Here is a 17702-nt window from a genome sequence, read left to right as displayed (position 1 = left end):
CCGCCCGCCTTTTCGGGGAGATTGCGGCCCTCGAAACACCGGACCCAAACACCCATGAACGCGCCCTCCTCGTCTTCCCGTCAGATCGTCTGGCCGAGCGTCATCACCGTCGTCAGCGCCGCCATCCTGATCGGCGCCGAGGTGTTCGGCGCGGCGTTTGCCGGCGGCTGGGCGCTCGCGATTCTGTTCGGGCTCGGCGACCAGGGCGCGCACATCCTCCAGGCCGTGCTGTTCGCGCTCGGCGTGCTGGTCATGACCGCCTTCATCCGCGCAGCCCAGCGCGTCGAGCCGTTCTTCAAGCGCGGCTGACGCATCGCGCGCGACAGAGTCGCGCGCACGACACCGAAAACTTAACGCCTATTCATCTTCCGCGTCGCTCGCGCAACACTGCGCAAGCAGATGTTAGGCAATTCTCTTCTCAGCCTAAAAAAATTCTTGCGAAGGCGAGTCAAAACCCTTATGTGCGTTTTTGCCCAATTTCGCACGTGCCTGTGGTCGTGTGTCAGTCGGTAGGTATCCGGACAAGAGGCCGGACAGCCGCCAAGGGGTGAAGAAGCCGAGGGGCTCTTCGGAAGTGCGGAAGTCGCAAGACCACGGTCTGAAGACTTAAGCAAACCCGGAGCGTCCAGCATCTCTCTCAAAGAGATGCCCTGTCGAAGGTGACTTCGCTCTTTGCAACCGTGACTGGCAGCCGGAGGCGAACCGGCGCACCCCGCTCTCAACGGGGGACGCGACTTAAAGCAACGACGGATCGGGCTTTTTTGGTCTCTACCGGCATTCCACCGCCGGCGCGGGCTACTGAAAAGGCTTGTCCTTCATTGCCAGGTGTGCGGGCGGGAAGCTCTCCCAACCAATCCACGGCAGCACAGTCTGGTTTGAGTCTTTTGGCTTCAGCGCGCCTCCATCGCGCGATGTGGCCGGAGCACTCTTATCCGACGTCACGTTGATGCGGTCCCGTCGCTGGGGCCGTTGGAGAGTGCCATGACCGAACGTATCCAGGAATTCCTGCGCAACCGCCGCAAGGAAGGTCTCGACACCGAGCCGTGCCTCGTCGTCGACCTCGAGGTCGTGCGCGACAATTACCAGACCTTCGCCAAGGCGCTGCCCGACAGCCGCGTGTTCTATGCCGTCAAGGCGAACCCGGCGCCGGAAGTGCTCTCCCTGCTGGCCTCCATGGGCTCCTGCTTCGACACCGCGACCGTCGCCGAGATCGAGATGGCGCTGGCCGCCGGCGCGACGCCCGACCGCATCTCCTTCGGCAACACGATCAAGAAGGAACGCGACATCGCGCGCGCCTTCGCGCTCGGCATCCGGCTTTTCGCCGTGGACTGCGTCGCCGAAGTCGAGAAGGTCGCCCGTGCCGCGCCGGCTGCGAAGGTGTTCTGCCGCATCCTCTATGACTGCGCCGGCGCCGAATGGCCGCTGTCGCGCAAGTTCGGCTGCGACCCGGAAATGGCCGTCGAGGTACTCGACGTCGCCAAGCGCCAGGGCCTGGAGCCGTGCGGCATCTCCTTCCATGTCGGCTCGCAGCAGCGCAAGGTGAAGGCGTGGGACCGTGCGCTGGCGATGGCCTCGCAGGTGTTCCGCGACTGCGCCGAGCGCGGCATCAACCTGACCATGGTCAACATGGGCGGCGGCTTCCCGACCAAGTACCTGAAGGACGTGCCGCCGGTCGTGACCTACGGCCGGTCGATCTTCCGCGCGCTGCGCAAGCACTTCGGCAACCAGATTCCGGAGACCATCATCGAGCCCGGCCGCGGCATGGTGGGCAACGCCGGCATCATCGAATCCGAGGTCGTGCTGATCTCGAAGAAGAGCGACGAGGACGAGGTGCGCTGGGTGTACCTGGACATCGGCAAGTTCGGCGGTCTCGCCGAGACGATGGACGAGTCGATCCGCTACGCCATCCGCACCCCGCATGACGGCGCGGAAATGACCCCGTGCGTGCTCGCAGGCCCGACCTGCGACAGCGCCGACGTGCTGTACGAGAAGACCCCGTATCCGCTTCCCGTTACCCTCGAGATCGGCGACAAGCTGCTGATCGAAGGCACCGGGGCCTATACGTCGACCTACTCGGCGGTGGCGTTCAACGGCATCCCGCCGCTGAAGACCTACCACATCTAAGCAGGCTCTCGTTCGTTCTGAGGCCTGACGAACCCGGGAGCCGGCTTGCCGGCTCTCCTCCTGACATTGCCATTCTGACGACGTCTTGAACCGGCGTGCCGCGCGCACGTCTGCTTGAGCGGGGACTGACGCACCATGACTGCTTTTCGGAAGCCACAAGTCGCCCTCACTTCGAAAGCCGCTCCGTTCGCGATCCGCAGCGAGCGTGCTGTCGACGTCGCGATGCGTGAGGCGTTGCTGGATGCCTGCTTTGGCAAGAACCGCCATGACCGCACCTGCCAGCGCCTGCGCGATGGACGCGCGCCTGCCGCAGGCCTTGCCCTGTCGGCGATGCGCGAGGGCAAGCTCGTGGGAACCGTGCGGCTGTGGCATGTCAGCGCCGGAGGCAGGCCCGCTCTGGTCCTCGGACCATTGGCGGTGGACCCAGCCTGCCGCGAACTCGGGATCGGCGCCGCGCTGATGAATCAGGCGCTGGCCGCCGCCCGGGCGCGCGGGCATGACGCCGTGATCCTGCTCGGCGATGCGCCCTATTACGCCCGCTTCGGCTTCTCGGCCGAGAAGACCGGCGCATTGCTGCTGCCTGGCCCGTTCGAGCGCGAGCGCCTGTTGGCGATCGAATTCCAGACCGGCGCACTCGACGGCGCCGAAGGAATGATCGTCCCGACCGGCGCGGCCCAGCCTAAACGGAGGGTAGTTCGCGCCCTCCAGGCGCACGCAGCCTAAGGGATTGCCATGATGGCGACGACCCAAGCCGCACCACGCGGTAACGCCCGGCCGCACCTGTTCTGAGCTCGTCCCTTTGGGGTTGCGTGAGCCGCGGAAACGCCGTTTAACCCCACGAAATCCCCCCATTCAGCCAAGGCCGAACCCATGTCCCGTCGCCTGATTTCCACCGGCTCCCCCTTCGAGAAGACCGCCGGCTACAGCCGCGCCGTGGTCGACGGCGAGTTCTGCTTCGTGGCTGGAACCACCGGCTACGACTACACGACGATGACGATGCCTGACGATGTCACGAGCCAGTCACGCAACTGCTTCAAGACCATCGAAGCGGCCCTGAAGGAGGGCGGCTTCAAGATGGCCGACATCGTCCGCGCGACCTATTACCTCACCGACGCCAAGGATGCCGACGAGCATTTCGCGGTCTGCGGCGAGGTCCTCGGCGAGATCCGCCCGGCTGCCACGCTTCTGGTCGTCTCAGCGCTCCTGAAGCCCGAGATGAAGGTCGAGATCGAAGTCACGGCCAAGCGCCGCAGCGCCTGATCCACACACCAATTGTCCGCCAGCACGTTCCGGAGAAACCATCCCATGAGCCCTCCCTCGCAGATCTACGCGAAGATCACCGGTCCCATCGTCATGGTCGGCTTCGGCTCCATCGGCAAAGGCACCTTGCCGATGATCGAGCGGCATCTCGATTACGACAAGTCGCGCGTCACCGTGATCGACCCAAAGGACGAGGGCCGCAAGGCGCATTGCGAGAAACAGAATGTGCGCTTCATCCAGAAGGCCGTGACCAAGGACAATTATCGCGAGTTGCTGACCCCGTTGCTCACCGAAGGCGGCGGCCAGGGCTTCTGCGTCAATCTCTCGGTCGATACCGGCTCGACCGACATCATGGAGCTCTGCAACGAACTCGGCGCGCTCTATATCGACACCGTCAACGAGCCCTGGCTCGGCTTCTATTTTGACTCGTCGAAGGGCCCGGAAGCGCGCTCCAACTACGCGCTGCGCGAAGTGACGCTGGCCGCCAAGCGGGCGCGCCCCGAGGGCTCGACCACCGCCGTCTCCTGCTGCGGCGCCAATCCCGGCATGGTCTCTTTCTTCGTCAAGCAGGCGTTGCTCAACGTCGCCGCCGATCTGAAGCTCAACGCCCCCAAGCCGAAGACCAAGGCCGAATGGGCCGACCTGATGCGGCAGGCCGGCATCAAGGGCATTCACATCGCCGAGCGCGACACCCAGCGCGCAAAGAAGCCGAAGGAGCCTGACGTCTTCGTCAACACCTGGTCGGTGGAAGGTTTCCTGTCGGAGGGCATGCAGCCGTCGGAACTCGGCTGGGGCACCCATGAGAAATGGATGCCGGAGAATGCGCATACCCACGAGGCCGGCTGCGGCGCGGCCATCTATCTGATGCAGCCCGGCGCCAACACGCGCGTGCGCACGTGGTGCCCGACCCGCGGCGCGCAATATGGATTCCTCGTCACCCACAACGAGTCGATCTCGATCGCCGATTACTTCACGGTGCGTGACGCCTCCGGCAAGGCAATCTATCGACCGACCTGCCACTACGCCTATCATCCGGCCGACGACGCCGTGCTGTCGCTGCACGAACTGTTCGGCCGCGCCGGGAGGATGCAGGAGAAGCACCACATCCTCGAAGAGGACGAAATCGTCGACGGCATCGACGAGCTCGGCGTGCTGCTGTTCGGCCACGACAACAATGCCTACTGGTTCGGCTCGCAGCTCTCGATCGAAGAGACCCGCGCGCTCGCGCCCTACCAGAACGCCACCGCCCTGCAGGTCACCTCCGCCGTGCTCGGCGGCATGGTGTGGGCGCTGGAGAACCCGAACGAAGGCATCGTCGAAGCCGACGAGATGGATTTCGATCGCCTACTGGAAATCCAGCTGCCGTATCTCGGCCCGGTGAAGGGTTTCTACACCGACTGGACCCCGCTGACGGACCGTCCGGGACTGTTCCCGGAGGACATCGACACCAGCGATCCCTGGCAGTTCAAAAACATCCTGGTCCGCTGACAGGCGCACCTGTCCGAGTAGTAATGAACGGGAGGCTAATAGCCTTCCGCCAGCCCGGATGCTAACCAACCTCCCGGTCGCACGGCAACCGGGAGGTCCGCATGAAACTTATCGCCTGCATCGCGGGAGGAGTCGGTCTCCTGATCGCGTCCCACGCATTGGCCGCGGACACCGGTCAGTTACCCTGCAAGACCACGCAGGAATGCAACGAAAACGCCGCCAAGATCGGTGCCAACGCGCCCAGCGGCACGCAGCTCTCGACCAGCAAATCGGACGCGGCAGAGGACCAGTTCTACTGGCTCAACAAGATCAACAAGGCCTCCACCGTGATGCTGGTGGAGGAAGGCATCTTCCCGAAGAGCACCGGCCAGCTGATCGCCGGGGGCGTGGATTACGCGATCCGCCAGGCGCGTGAGCCCGATGGCAAGCGTCCGAGCGACGTCCTCCAGATCGAGAAGATCATGACCGACAAGGTCGGCGAGGAGGCCTCCGTCATCCATGCCGGGCGCAGCCGTCAGGACATGTACGCGACCTTTCGCGCCGCCAAACTACGGAACCAGACGCTGGATTTTGCCGAAGCGTTGCTCGGCCTGCGTGCCAAGCTGCTCGCCAAGGCGGCCGACAATCTCGATGCCCTGATGCCCGGCTACACCAACGGCGTGCAGGCTGTGCCGATCACCTATGGTCATTACCTGCTGGCCTATGAGGAATCGTTCGAGCGCGATCAGCAGCGCATCAGCGAGGCCTATCGCCGGCTCAACCTCAGCCCGATGGGCGTGGGCGTCATGTCCGACTCGATCTGGCCGCTGAACCGCACGCGCCTCGCCCAGCTGCTCGGCTTTGACGGCATCGTCGAGAATTCGATGGACGCCAACCAGGTGATCCCATTCGACAACCAGCTCGAGGCCACCGCGATCGCCAATTCGGCCGCCATCCGCATCGGCGTGATGATGCAGGACCTGCATACGCAATACGCCGAAGTGCGACCGTGGCTTTTGCTGCAGGAGGGCTCGACCTATACCAGCAGCTCGATGCCACAGAAGCGCAATCCGGGTCTGATCATGCAGGCCAGGATCGCCGCTTCCGATGTGGTGGGGCTGTCGGGGGCGGTCTCGATCCGCGCCCACAACGTCATGTCGGGAATGGTCGATTCCAAGGCCCAGTCCGAGGACATCGGCCTGTTCCCGCGGGCCATCAAGATGGTCACCGCGACCGACCGGGTGTTCGATGCGATCGTGGTCAACAAGGCCCGCGCCAAGGAAGAGCTGGAGAGCGACTGGACCTCGACAATGAACCTCGCCGAGCTGCTGTTGCAGGCGCACCAGATCCCGTTCCGCGTCGGGCACGGCTTTGCATCGCAGATGGTCAGCTATGCGCGGCCGCTGGATCTCACCCCCAAGACCATACCCTTCGGCGAAGTGACCGACCTCTTCGCCAAGACGCTCGCCAAATTCAACATGCCGGCGAGGCCCTTCCCGATGAGCGAGGCCGAATTCAGGGAGGTGATGTCACCGGAATGGATCGTGGCGCACACCAAGGGCGTCGGCGGTCCGCAGCCGGAGGAGACGGCACGCATGCTCAAGGTGGCCCAGCAGCGCCTCGATGCCGACAAGCTCTGGCTTGCCTCCCAGCGCGACAAGCTGGCGAAGGCCGATACCGCGCTCGATCAGGCGTTTGCGGCGCTCTTGCCGAACGGCGCGGCGCATTAGTCTAGCGGAGGACCGGGGGGCGTAATGCCGCGCCCCGCCCACTCACGTTACTTTGCCATGTAATCGAACGCCACGCTGCCGAGCCCGAGCGTCAGGTCCGCTTTGAAGTGCAGCGCCGAGACCACCTCGCGCACCGGCAGCCGGGCAACATCGCAGAGCGCGTGAGGAAACAGGCCGAGCGCGGCCGGGCCTGTCCAGGCTTCCTTCAGCGTGATGTCCTCCAGATGGAAGCGCACCAGCTCGCAAATTCGCGGTGAGCCGTCGACATGCGGGATGATCTTGAGGATGAAGTTCGGCGCCGTCATCGACTGCAGCACCACGTCATGGTCGACCTTGCGGTGCTTGTAGCCCATGGTCGCGGAGGCACAGAGCACCGAACCATAATGCAGCGAGCCGACCAGCACGTCGCTCTCGACCTCGATCTTCGGCCGCGCCAGCTTCTTCGGAAAGCCCCACAGCTCGCGGCCACCAGCGATCGGACCTTCGTCGTCGAGATACATCGCGTGGGTGTAGGCGCCCAGTTCGCCCTTGAAGCGGACCGGGATCACCTGTCCGGTCTCGGTATAGTCGCCGAAGCCGGTCGAGTCGGGCATGCGGATGAATTCGTATTTCACCACCGGCTCGGCCACCTCGAGCGGCTCGGGCACGATGGCGGCAAGGGCTTCGGGATCGGTCCTGTAGGTGATGATGAAATATTCGCGGTCGAAGAAGTGGTATGGCCCCGGTGGGAATGATGGGTTGGTGAGCGGCATCGAATATGCGGTACGGCGAACGTCTTCGATCTTCATGGGAGCCCCATCTGTCGTTGGTTCGACGGATTATGGAGCGAGCCGTGCGCCGAGGCGAGATCGTTAAATCGGCATCAGTTGTCACATACGTGTCAGAATACGCCGGCCGTCACGGCTACTTGTCCTTGATCGGCGGCGCGATCTTCTCGGCCGGGGCCGGCGGCAGCGCCGGCTTGGCAGCCCCCGCCGCGCCTTGCGTCTGCGTATCGGGGCGCGCGGGCTCGGGAGCCGGCGTGGTCGGACGCTCACCGCCGGGTTTTGCCTCGGCGGGCGTCTTGTCCTGATCGTTGGATGGCGTGCCCTGCAGCGGCTGCGTTGCCTGTGCCAACTCCGTCCTGCTCTCGGCACGGATCTGGGCCAGCGACATCGCGGACACCAGGACGCCGGCTGCGAACAGCGAGCAGGCGATGGTGAGGTCGAGCTTCAGGTTTCGCTTGTCGTTTGGGCCGCGCATGTCGATCACCGCCTTTATCCAGGGGGATCAACGAATTTCCGCGACTGCGGTTCCGTCCCTCGAAAGGCGGGAACCGCGCGCTCACGCGCCAAATGCCGCGGCTATTCCGTCGTGCTGACTTCCCAGGTGGCGTGGCGTACGCCGGGCAAATGCTGGAGATCAGTCGCCACCGCATTCAGCTCGTTCGGATCGACCGCGGTCGCCACCAGCTTGGCGACGATTTCCAGGAGGTCGTCGTCTCCGATCTCGACCACGTCGACATCGGCCACGGGGTATTTGGCGGCTTCGAGCTTGTCGACGAGACGGTCGCGCATGTCGGGCAGGGCGTCGGTCGTGACCGCCAGCTTGAAGTAGTAGGTCGCCTCGAGCGCCTTCTCGTTCAGCGGAATGCGGTTGATGGCATTGACAAGCGGGCGCAGCATGGTGTTGCCGGCGATGACGAACACGGTCAGCGCCGCCGCCTGCGCGACCATGTCGGCGCCGGCGCAGGAGCCGACCGCGGCCGAGGCCCACAGCGTCGCCGCGGTGTTGAGGCCCCGCACGTCCATGCCCTGCTTCATGATGACGCCGGCGCCGAGGAAGCCGATGCCCGAGACGACATAGGCGATCACCCGCACGGCACCGTCCGCACCGGCCAGATGCATGGCGAGATCGACGAAGGCCGCCGCGCCAACCGCGACCAGCACGTTGGTGCGCAGGCCCGCGGTGCGTTGGCGATATTGCCGCTCGGCGCCGATCAGCGTGCCCAGCGCAAAGGCCGTGAACAGGCTCACCAGCGTGTCGGCGAAATCAGCAAGCTGGAAGGTCGTCAGGAACCGCATGATTCCCTATACGGCCGGAACGATGACAGATCAAAGCTCCAGCAGACCGCCGTCCCCATTTTCGTCGGCGAAGGCGAGCAGCGTGCCCTTGGCATTCCAGGCGATCGCGGCGACCGGCGGGGTGCCGTTGCGGCGGACCAGGATCTCGGCGCCGTCCTCCAGACGCACCATCAGCACGGTGCCATCGCTGTAGCCGCAGGCCAGAATGTCGTTCTTCGGATGGCAGGCCACCACGGCCACACGGGCCTGAAGCGGCGCGAGCATCGCGGGCTCCTTGCCCATCGGGCCGTCCTTGCTGGCAAACGGCCAGATGATGACGGTGTCGGCGCCCGAGGTCGCCAGTCCCTTGCCGCCCGCGCTCCAGGACATCGAGCGGACGCGGCCGGGATAGCCGGTCATGCGCATGTGCCTGTTGTCCGCGAGCCGCCAGCCGTGCAGCGCGGGCTCGTGCATCGCGGTGACCAGAAATTTGTTGTCCGGGCTGAAGGTGACGGCGTGATGCGAGCCGGCCCAGGGCAGGAATTCCGCCGATCCCTCCATGTTGGGAAACCACAACGTGGCGCCGTTGTAGTGCGCGATCGCGAGTCGCAGGCCTTTCGGCGCGAACGCGAGACCGCCGACGGTCGAGGGCACGTCGAGGGACTTTTCCTCGGCCTTGCCGCTCTTGACGGTCGCCGTCTTGCCGGCAGACCACGCGAAGGCGCCATCCGGATGCAACGCGACGGCATCGATCCAGCGCCGCTTCGGATCGGTCGCGAGCAGCGTCGCCTCGCCCTTGGCATCGAGCGAGACGACCTTGCCGTCGTCGCCGCCCATGACGAGGCGCTTGCCGTCGGAAGCCGTCGACAGAATGCCGCCGCCGTGAACGGCAACGGTGCTGACCTCACCCTTCGCGTCGACGAACGCGACATTCTCCTCGCCGCCGACGAAGGCGGCGCGGGGCCCGAGGAAATGCACCGACGTGACGGCCATGCCGAGCGTCACGGGCTTGACGCGATCGGTGACGGAGACGATCGAGGCGGAATCGGGGGCCGGCGAAAACTCTTTCATCACGAGACGATGCAGCTCTCGAAGCCTTCGCGAATGGCCTTCTCCGGCAATTCGCGGCCGATGAAGACGAGGCGGCTCTCGCGCGGCTCGCCCTCCTTCCACTTCCGCTGGTGGTTGCCCTCCAGCATCATGTGGACGCCCTGGAAGACGTAGCGGTCGTCGTCGTCGTGGAAGGCGAGGATGCCCTTGGAGCGCAGGATCTTGCCGCCCTCGACCTGCACCAGATTCTGGAGCCAGGGCATGAACACATTCGGATCGAGCGGCTTGTCGGTCTTGAGCGACAGGGACTGCATGTCCTCGTCGTGATAGTGCTTCAGGCCGTGGCCATGATCATGGTGGTGATGGTCGTGGTCGTGATGGTGGTGATGATCATGATCGTGGTCATCGGCCACGAGAAAGTCAGGCTCGATGTCGAGGATACGGTCGAGATCGAACGCACCGCGATCGAGCACGTCGGCCAGCGCCACGGAACAGCGCTCGGTGCGATGGAGTTTCGCATAGGGGTTGATGCCGCGGATGCGGGCCTCGACCTCGGCGAGCTCCGGCTTGGTGACGAGATCAGTCTTGTTCAGCACGATGACGTCGGCAAACGCGATCTGGTTCTTGGCCTCGGGCGCATCCTTCAGACGATCGGACAGCCATTTGGCGTCGGCGACCGTGACGACCGCATCAAGCCGCGCGTTCTTCTGCACGTCCTCGTCGACGAAGAAGGTCTGGGCGACCGGCGCGGGATCGGCAAGACCCGTGGTCTCGACGATGATGGCGTCGAACTTGCCCTTGCGCTTCATCAATCCGTCCATGATGCGGACGAGGTCGCCGCGCACGGTGCAGCAGATGCAGCCGTTGTTCATCTCGAACACTTCCTCATCGGCGCCGATGATGAGGTCGTTGTCGATGCCGATCTCGCCGAATTCGTTGACGATGACGGCGTATTTCTTGCCGTGGTTCTCCGACAGGATGCGGTTCAAGAGCGTGGTCTTGCCGGCACCGAGATAGCCGGTCAGGACGGTCACGGGAATTTTGGAGGCGGTCGCTTCAGGCATAACAACTCCGGATCGGGCTTTTCCGCGCGACGCGAGGCGGCGGGGTGGCCCCCTGCCCTAATGGTCAAGCGCGCTGGTCAGGGCCTTTATATTGTGCCTGACCATGTCAATGTAAGTGGGTGCAGGCCCCTTTTCGCCGGTCAAACCGTCCGAAATGAGGGTCCCGCCGACCTTTGCGCCGGTCTCGGCCGCGATCTGCCGGATCAGCCGGTCATCGCTGATATTTTCAAGAAATACCGCCGGGATTCTTTGGGCCTTGATCTGGCCGATGATGGCGGCGATGTCCCGCGCGCTCGGCTCGGTTTCGGTGGAGACACCCAGGGGGGCGATGAACTGAATGCCATATTCCGCAGCAAAATAGCCGAAGGCATCGTGGGTCGAGATCACCTTGCGCCGCTCGGGCGGGATCTTGGCGACGGCATCCCGGACCTCGCGGTCGAGGGCTTCGAGCCTTTCCTGATAGGTCTTGGCCTGGGTGCGAAAGAAGTCCGCATCATCCGGGTCGGTAGCGGCCAGCGCGTTGGCGATGTCAGTCACGTAGATCTTGGCGTTGGGGATGGATTGCCAGGCATGCGGATCGGCGGCCGAGCCGAGTTTCAGCGGCGCGATGCCGGCACTCGCGGTGACGACCTGCGCCTTGCTGCCGGAGGATTGCACGAGGCGCGGCAGCCAGCCTTCGAGGCCGAGCCCGTTGACGACGACGAGTTTCGCCCTCGCGATGCGTTTCGCATCTGATGGCGCCGGAGTGTAGACATGGACGTCGCTGTCCGGGCCGACCAGGGTCGTGACGTTGACCCGGTCGCCGCCAACATTCCGCACGAAATCGCCGAGGATCGAGAAGCTCGCGACCACATTGAGCCGCTCGGCGGCGTGCAGCGGCGAGGCGATCACCAAGAGCAAACAGAGGAGAATGCGCCGCATCGTCACGCTTCCAGATGGCGGCCCGGAAACATCTGCCGGACGATACCGCCGACGCGGCCGAACAGGACCGAGACGATGTAGAATACCGTCGCCACCAGAATGATCGCAGGGCCCGAAGGCACGCGGGTCTGGAACGACAGCACGAGGCCGGCATAGCCGGAGAGAGCAGCAGCGACGACCGCGATGCAGATCATCATTGTGAGATCGCGCGACCAGAACCGCGCAATGCCGGCCGGCAGGATCATCAGGCCCACGGCCAGCAAGGTACCAAGCGCCTGAAACCCGTTGACGAGGTTGATGACGACCAGTGCGAGGAAGGCGAGATGCGCGGGGCCGCCGGCACGGCTGACGGTGCGCAGGAACAGGGGATCGACGCTCTCGATCACCAGCGGGCGATAGATCACCGCAAGCACCAGCAGCGTCACCGTGGCGTTGAAGGCGACCACCAGCAGCGTCTGGTCGTCCATGGCGAGGATGTTGCCGAACAGCACGTGCAGCAGGTCGATATTGGTGCCCTTGATCGAGACGATGGTGACGCCGAGCGCCAGCGAGGCCAGATAGAAGGTCGCGAGCGAGGCGTCCTCCTTCAGCCCGGTCGAGCGCGCGACCACGCCGGCGAGGATCGCCACCGCAAAGCCGGCAATCAGTCCTCCGGCCGTCATCGCGAACAGATTGAGGCCGGAGAGCAGGAAGCCAACGGCCGCGCCGGGCAGGATCGCATGCGCCATGGCATCGCCGACGAGGCTCATCCGGCGCAGCATCAGGAACACGCCGATCGGCGCACCCGCCAGCGAGAGCGCAATCACGGCGGCAAGCGCCCGCCGCATGAATTCGAACTCGGTGAACGGACCGATCAGCGCGTCATGGATCATCTGGGATCACGCCGCTCGCGAACTGACATCGTCGGCCGCGCAGGCCGCTGCGGTGTCGTCGAAGGCCTCGCACATCCGCATCGCGACCATCAGGTTTTCAGGCGTCAGCACCTCGGCCGTCGGTCCCCAGGCCACGGGGCCGCGCGCCAGTACCAAGGTCTCGCTGAAATGGGCACGTACCATCTCCATGTCGTGGAGCGCGGCGAGCACGGTGCGACCCTCGGCATGCCAGTGCTTCACCAGCGTAAGCAGATCGGCAATGGTCTTGCTGTCGATGGCGTTGAAGGGCTCGTCGAGCACGATCAGGCGCGCATCCTGGAGCAGCACGCGCGCGAACAGCACGCGTTGCATCTGCCCGCCGGAGAGCGTGCCGATCGGCCGGTTCTCGAACCCGTTGAGGCCGACGGAGGCGATCGCGCGAAGAATCTTCTCGCGGGCGACCTTGCCGATGCCGCCGAACAGGCCGGTCCCGCGCCACAGGCCGGTGCCGACGAAATCGAACACGGAGATCGGGAAGCTGCGGTCGATGTCCGCGCTCTGCGGCAGATAGGCGATGTCGCGGGCATCCAGCCCGCCGAGATGGATGCTGCCGTCGAGCGGCTTGAGAATGCCGACGATGCCGCGCAGCAGCGTCGACTTGCCGGCGCCGTTCGGGCCGATCACCGCGACTAGCGCGCCGGATGCGACCTCGCCATTGAGATGGTGCACGGCCGGGTGGCGGTCGTAGCCGAGCGTGACGTTGTGAAAGTCTAGCGCAGCCATGGTCACCTCATCGCCAGCCAAACGATGCCCCAGAGCACGGCGCAGACGGCGACGGCGGCCGAGAGGCGGCCGGCCATGGTCATGCGCAGGATCGACCAGGGCGCGTCCTGGGCCGGGTGCGGCGAAGCCACATCGTGGACGTGGGCGTGGGTGTGGTCGTGCCCGTGCGAATGCCCGGGCTCGTGGGAATGGCCGTGAGAGTGGCCAGACGAATGACCATGAGCGTGGTCGTGAGGATGGGCGGGGGACGCGGCGGGAACCATGCCAAGAATGTTATATTATAACATTACGCCTGTCCACGGGATGCTCAGGGCTTGCCGATCGCCAGCGCGACGGCGGCCGCCGCGAACGGGAACGGCACCGGGACGGCGCGAAGACGACCCCCAGGTCAATTCCACACTGCAAAAAGGCGGCCGCGTGAGCGACCGCCTTTGTTTCCCTCATTCCGGGCAGCAAAGCCGAACTTTCGAGATCCCGGGTTCGATGCTTCGCATCGCCCCGGGATGACGGAGTGAACCTCACGCCTTCTCGAACAGGGACTCGACGTATTCCCAGTTCACGAGGTTCTCGACGAACGCCTTGAGATAATCCGGACGGCGGTTGCGATAATCGATGTAGTAGGAATGCTCCCAGACGTCGCAGCCGAGGATCGGGGTGGCGCCGTGCACCAGCGGATTCTCGCCGTTCGGGGTCTTGGAGATTTCGAGCTTGCCGTTCTTGACCTGGAGCCAGCACCAGCCGGAGCCGAACTGGCCGACGCCCGCCGCCTGGAAGTCGGTCTTGAACTTCTCGAAGCCGCCAAGGTCCTCGTTGATCTTCTTCTCGAGCTTGCCCGGCAGCTTGGCGCCACCGCCATTCGGCTTCATCCAGCTCCAGAAATGGATGTGGTTGTAGTGCTGGCCGGCGTTGTTGAACACCGCAGGATTCTTGCCGAACGAGCCCTTGACGATCTCCTCAAGGGACTTGCCTTCCCATTCGGTGCCCTTGAGCGCGTTGTTGCCGTTGGTGACGTAGGCCTGGTGATGCTTGTCGTGGTGGAATTCCAGCGTCTCCTTCGACATGAACTGGCCGAGGGCGTCATAGGCGTAAGGGAGTGGGGGCAGCGTAAAGGTCATGGGTTCTTGTCCGCAACTGGTGGGGAACGTGTTCTAACGGTCACCCCTTATAGAAGGTTCCTGCGTCGTTAAATACCGCCAATTTGCGAAAAGCCATGACGCGATCGCGCGGGCTGATTGCACAGCTTCGCCGCAGGCAAGCGCATGTTCACCGGATGTGCTACAAAATATCATTGCCTTTGAAGCGCTTATGACAGAACGAATGCACCACCAGCCGGGACCCAAGGCAGAGCCATGAGCATCGAGATCGACATATTGAACGGCGACGCCTCATGGCCGATCGCCAAGCCGCTGCATCAGGCGGTCTGGGGACCTGACATCGTCGCGAAGCTACCGTGGGGGCATGTGAAATGGGCCAATGCCGATCTGCGCGTACTGATCGAGACGCCGGCGGACGGCCTTGTCTGCCACGTCGGCATCTATTTCCGCACCGTCACCTGGAATGGGCAGAAGGTACATGTCGGCGGTATCGGCGGCGTCTGCACGCGCGAGGATCGCAGAAACCGCGGCTATGCGACCATGGCGATCGACGCCGCCGTGCACACCATGCGCGCCAACGAGGCGGTTCGTTTTGCGATCCTGTTCTGCGAGCCGCACAATGCCGCGTTCTACCAGGCCCGCAGCTGGCTGCCCTTCAAGGGCGAGGTCTATTGCGAGCAGCCCGAGGGGCGCATCCGCTTCGACGTCATGGCGCCCTACGTCTTCAACATCGTCCGAGCGCCGACGCTCGGCACGATCGACCTGTGCGGCCTGCCGTGGTGAGAGCTTCCTGAGGCAAATGCACGCAGGAATGTAATTCCATCAGGCGTTGCAGGATTCTGATTTGCTGCTATGGAGACGCCCTCCATTTCGAGGCCCGACCATGTCCCGCAGATTCATCTTCCTCTCCGTTCTCCTGGCGGCGTTCTCCGGCACCACGGTCGGGCATGCACAAGATGCCGACGCGAGCGGGACCTGGCTCACTCAGGCCGGCGATGCGCGCGTGAAAATCAGCAAATGCGGCGGCGGCATCTGCGGCCATATCGTCTGGCTGCGCGAGCCGATGGACACCGCGACCGGCCAGCCCGCGACCGACAGCAAGAATCCCAATCCCGCGCTCGCCAAGCGTCCGATGATCGGCTTGCCGCTGTTCTCCGGCATGCAGCCCGCAAGCCCGAACAAATGGTCGGGCCAGATCTACAATGCAGACGACGGCAGCACCTATGTGAGCAGCGTCACCGTGACCGGCGCAGAGAGCTTGCGGGTCGAAGGCTGCGTCGGCGCACTCTGCGGCGGCGAGACCTGGACGCGGGCGGGACGCTAGCGCGCGGCTGCCATAGCCTTCAACGCCGTTGCCGCCGAAGCATAGCCGCCGCGCGCACCGTCGATGAAGTGCACGTGATCGCTGCGCAGCGCCGAGGGGGTGAAGCAGGTCATCATTGCCGCATCCTGCTGATAAAGGCCGTAGCGCACGACGCCGTTGCGGGCAGCCGCCGCGAGGCGATCGCTCAGCGCGCGCTCGAGTTCCGGCGTGCAGTCGAGGATCATGCGCAGGCCGTCGTCATATTTGCGGAAGTCGGAATTCTCGACCACCTGGCGCTTGTAGACCTTTGGCAGGAAGCCGCCGACCTTGATGTCGAAGCGCATCAGGACATAGGCGAAGAACGTAAAGGCGAGCAGGCTGGCACGACGCTTGAACAACGAGCCGCCACGGATCGCCCGCGCCTCGTAGTCCAGCCCTTGCGGCGGCCATTTCAGCGGCGGTCCCTGCGGCGGCACCGGACGGCCCGCATCCGGACTGCGCTCGACGAGATGGATGATGTCCTCGATCACATTGCGAAACGCCTGCGGGTCGACGCCGGCAGCCGGCATCACCAGCACCGACAGGATCATCCCGCGCGAGGCCGGCATCACCTCGAAACGGCAGGACAGGCCGGAGAGATCGGGCTGCGTCCCGGAGGGCGCTTCGGCAACGGCGAACTCGCCGCGCTTCATCGCGGCGTCGGCGAAGGCGAGCCCGCCGCCGGAGAACATCGCATAGGACAGATTGGCCGACGGACCGAAGCGCGCGACGCGCACGTCGAGACCTTTCGCCCGGATGGCACTGACCGGCACCAGCGCGACTCGCATTTTCAGGTCGAGGTCTTCCCGCACCCAGGTCGCGGTCGCGGCCAGCGCGTCGCGCGCCGCATCGAGATCGCCGGGTGCGACCGCAAAACTCGCACCGTCGCCGCCGAACACGAAGGGAAATTCGCGCCCCCCCAGCACATTCGTCACCGCCGCGATCACGGCGGCCCCGGCCATGTTGACCGCCTTGTAGCGCTGCGCCGCGATCGCCTTGGTGGAATCGACGATATCGGCGACGCCGATGCTCCAGTCCTCCGGCAGCGGCGAATAGAGTTTTGGCTCCATCAGGCTGGTGAAGCCGCGGAAGACAGGGATGCTGCCGTAGAAGGATTCGCCTGAGATCATCGCGTGGTGCCGGATGGTTGGAAAGCGCACGTCCGAACGAGATACGTGGCAGGATCGATCGGGGTTCGCCTGGGCGGTCCTTTCGAGGCCCCGATCATTGGCCGAAATGGCGCCCGACAACAAGGTCGCGCCGCGCCGCTATGCCGCACATTGTCATTGATCGGAGTCAAACAGCGGCTCTGGGATCAGGCCTACGCTCCCAAACTCTCAGAGGCGTTGCACGGGATCATCGAGGTGCCTGACATCATCAGTGCCGTAAAACTGCCGGAACGGCTGACCGCGGCCATCGACGCCTGGGCCCGGGCTCGTCACCTCTCGCGCTCGGACGCGATCTACCAGCTCCTCGAACTGGGTCTGAAGCTCGCCCCCGCGATGCCGGCATCGCCCGAGATCACGATCACATCGGATGCCGCCAGGATCGAAGAAATCGCGGTGCATGAAATCGAGGGGCTGCTCGATCCGGCTCTCCCCGCGGACGAGCGCGAGCGCCGCATTCGCCGCCTCACCGAGGGACCTCCCGAATTCTCCCACGAGCGGATTGATCTGCCGAAACAGCAGACGTGAGCGCCGATACGCGCTAATGCAGCTTCTCGTGCTGGCGCTTGCGCAAGCCTGGCGACGGCGCGTCATGACAGCCGATCAGCCGCACGAATTGCTGCGGATACATTTCATAGCCATGGCCGCCGGAGTTTTGATGCGACATCGGCGGGCAACGCGCCTCGTCCAGCTTCGCGGGCGATGGCTCCGCAGGTGTCCCGCCCTGATTTGCAACGGTGACGTTTGACGTGACCATATTTTGAGAAGCCATGGACTGCTCCCTGTCGGTTAGGGCAGTTCGATTGAC

Annotated in this window: 21 protein-coding genes; 9 read left to right on the top strand and 12 right to left on the bottom strand. The window is 64.5% G+C overall.

Annotation, left to right across the window (positions count from 1 at the left end):
- The first annotated feature begins 54 nt into the window (after positions 1 to 54).
- The 6 genes from QY049_RS09040 (at position 55) to QY049_RS09015 (ending at position 6581) form a co-directional block, all read left to right on the top strand.
- Positions 55 to 309, top strand: coding sequence for a hypothetical protein (locus tag QY049_RS09040; RefSeq protein WP_194477991.1), 255 nt, complete (start codon positions 55 to 57; stop codon positions 307 to 309).
- A 672-nt stretch (positions 310 to 981) separates the two neighbouring features.
- Positions 982 to 2124: a type III PLP-dependent enzyme gene (locus tag QY049_RS09035; protein WP_194477992.1), complete on the top strand. Its 1143-nt coding sequence runs from the start codon at positions 982 to 984 to the stop codon at positions 2122 to 2124.
- Positions 2125 to 2259: 135 nt separating this feature from the next.
- Positions 2260 to 2847: a GNAT family N-acetyltransferase gene (locus QY049_RS09030; protein ID WP_258763925.1), complete on the top strand. Its 588-nt coding sequence runs from the start codon at positions 2260 to 2262 to the stop codon at positions 2845 to 2847.
- 147 nt (positions 2848 to 2994) lie between these two features.
- Entirely contained in the window at positions 2995 to 3384 is a 390-nt protein-coding gene (locus QY049_RS09025; protein WP_258763926.1) for a RidA family protein, read from the top strand.
- 45 nt (positions 3385 to 3429) lie between these two features.
- Positions 3430 to 4872 carry a homospermidine synthase gene (locus QY049_RS09020; RefSeq protein WP_258763927.1) on the top strand — a complete coding sequence of 481 codons (1443 nt, stop codon included), beginning with the start codon at positions 3430 to 3432 and terminating at the stop codon, positions 4870 to 4872.
- A gap of 101 nt (positions 4873 to 4973) precedes the next feature.
- Positions 4974 to 6581 (top strand): lyase family protein, encoded by a 1608-nt coding sequence (locus QY049_RS09015; RefSeq protein ID WP_258763928.1) that lies wholly within the window; start codon positions 4974 to 4976, stop codon positions 6579 to 6581.
- A gap of 47 nt (positions 6582 to 6628) precedes the next feature.
- Here QY049_RS09015 and QY049_RS09010 read toward each other — a convergent pair whose 3' ends face one another.
- From QY049_RS09010 to QY049_RS08965, 10 genes are all read right to left on the bottom strand, one after another.
- Positions 6629 to 7369, bottom strand: a complete 741-nt coding sequence (locus tag QY049_RS09010) for an acetoacetate decarboxylase (RefSeq protein ID WP_258763929.1) — start codon at positions 7367 to 7369, stop codon at positions 6629 to 6631.
- Between the two features lie 115 nt (positions 7370 to 7484).
- On the bottom strand, positions 7485 to 7823 hold the full coding sequence (locus QY049_RS09005) for a hypothetical protein (protein ID WP_258767075.1): 339 nt from the start codon (positions 7821 to 7823) through the stop codon (positions 7485 to 7487).
- A gap of 101 nt (positions 7824 to 7924) precedes the next feature.
- Positions 7925 to 8644 carry an MgtC/SapB family protein gene (locus QY049_RS09000; protein ID WP_258763930.1) on the bottom strand — a complete coding sequence of 240 codons (720 nt, stop codon included), beginning with the start codon at positions 8642 to 8644 and terminating at the stop codon, positions 7925 to 7927.
- 30 nt (positions 8645 to 8674) lie between these two features.
- Positions 8675 to 9694, bottom strand: coding sequence for a WD40 repeat domain-containing protein (locus QY049_RS08995; protein WP_194478000.1), 1020 nt, complete (start codon positions 9692 to 9694; stop codon positions 8675 to 8677).
- Positions 9694 to 10737 carry a GTP-binding protein gene (locus QY049_RS08990; RefSeq protein WP_258763931.1) on the bottom strand — a complete coding sequence of 348 codons (1044 nt, stop codon included), beginning with the start codon at positions 10735 to 10737 and terminating at the stop codon, positions 9694 to 9696. The genes QY049_RS08995 and QY049_RS08990 overlap by 1 nt, the downstream gene beginning before the upstream one ends.
- Positions 10738 to 10794: 57 nt before the next feature.
- On the bottom strand, positions 10795 to 11658 hold the full coding sequence (locus tag QY049_RS08985) for a metal ABC transporter substrate-binding protein (protein ID WP_258763932.1): 864 nt from the start codon (positions 11656 to 11658) through the stop codon (positions 10795 to 10797).
- Positions 11659 to 11660: 2 nt separating this feature from the next.
- Positions 11661 to 12530 carry a metal ABC transporter permease gene (locus QY049_RS08980; RefSeq protein WP_194478003.1) on the bottom strand — a complete coding sequence of 290 codons (870 nt, stop codon included), beginning with the start codon at positions 12528 to 12530 and terminating at the stop codon, positions 11661 to 11663.
- Positions 12531 to 12536: 6 nt separating this feature from the next.
- Complete coding sequence (locus tag QY049_RS08975) at positions 12537 to 13292, bottom strand: metal ABC transporter ATP-binding protein (RefSeq protein WP_258763933.1); 756 nt, start codon at positions 13290 to 13292, stop codon at positions 12537 to 12539.
- 2 nt (positions 13293 to 13294) lie between these two features.
- Positions 13295 to 13555 carry a hypothetical protein gene (locus tag QY049_RS08970; protein WP_194478005.1) on the bottom strand — a complete coding sequence of 87 codons (261 nt, stop codon included), beginning with the start codon at positions 13553 to 13555 and terminating at the stop codon, positions 13295 to 13297.
- Positions 13556 to 13810: 255 nt separating this feature from the next.
- A complete protein-coding gene (locus tag QY049_RS08965; protein WP_258763934.1) occupies positions 13811 to 14407 on the bottom strand; it encodes a superoxide dismutase in 597 nt (198 codons plus the stop codon).
- Positions 14408 to 14641: 234 nt separating this feature from the next.
- Here QY049_RS08965 and QY049_RS08960 point away from each other — a divergent pair, with 234 nt between their 5' ends.
- Together QY049_RS08960 and QY049_RS08955 are read left to right on the top strand one after the other, a co-directional pair.
- Positions 14642 to 15169 (top strand): GNAT family N-acetyltransferase, encoded by a 528-nt coding sequence (locus tag QY049_RS08960; RefSeq protein WP_194478006.1) that lies wholly within the window; start codon positions 14642 to 14644, stop codon positions 15167 to 15169.
- A 100-nt stretch (positions 15170 to 15269) separates the two neighbouring features.
- The gene (locus tag QY049_RS08955) at positions 15270 to 15710 is read left to right on the top strand and encodes a DUF2147 domain-containing protein (protein WP_258763935.1); all 441 of its coding nucleotides are present in this window, start codon (positions 15270 to 15272) and stop codon (positions 15708 to 15710) included.
- Here the strand turns inward: QY049_RS08955 and QY049_RS08950 are convergent.
- Positions 15707 to 16858: a DUF3095 domain-containing protein gene (locus QY049_RS08950; protein WP_258763936.1), complete on the bottom strand. Its 1152-nt coding sequence runs from the start codon at positions 16856 to 16858 to the stop codon at positions 15707 to 15709. The two genes, QY049_RS08955 and QY049_RS08950, sit on opposite strands and share 4 nt — an antisense overlap.
- A gap of 216 nt (positions 16859 to 17074) precedes the next feature.
- Here QY049_RS08950 and QY049_RS08945 point away from each other — a divergent pair, with 216 nt between their 5' ends.
- Positions 17075 to 17422, top strand: a complete 348-nt coding sequence (locus tag QY049_RS08945) for a ribbon-helix-helix protein, CopG family (RefSeq protein WP_194482865.1) — start codon at positions 17075 to 17077, stop codon at positions 17420 to 17422.
- Between the two features lie 13 nt (positions 17423 to 17435).
- Here the strand turns inward: QY049_RS08945 and QY049_RS08940 are convergent, their stop codons facing one another.
- Complete coding sequence (locus QY049_RS08940) at positions 17436 to 17651, bottom strand: hypothetical protein (protein ID WP_258767076.1); 216 nt, start codon at positions 17649 to 17651, stop codon at positions 17436 to 17438.
- Positions 17652 to 17702: the final 51 nt, after the last annotated feature.

It is taken from the genome of Bradyrhizobium sp. WYCCWR 13022, from assembly GCF_030435535.1.
GTDB lineage: Bacteria > Pseudomonadota > Alphaproteobacteria > Rhizobiales > Xanthobacteraceae > Bradyrhizobium.
This window is presented reverse-complemented; position numbering and strand designations above follow the sequence as displayed.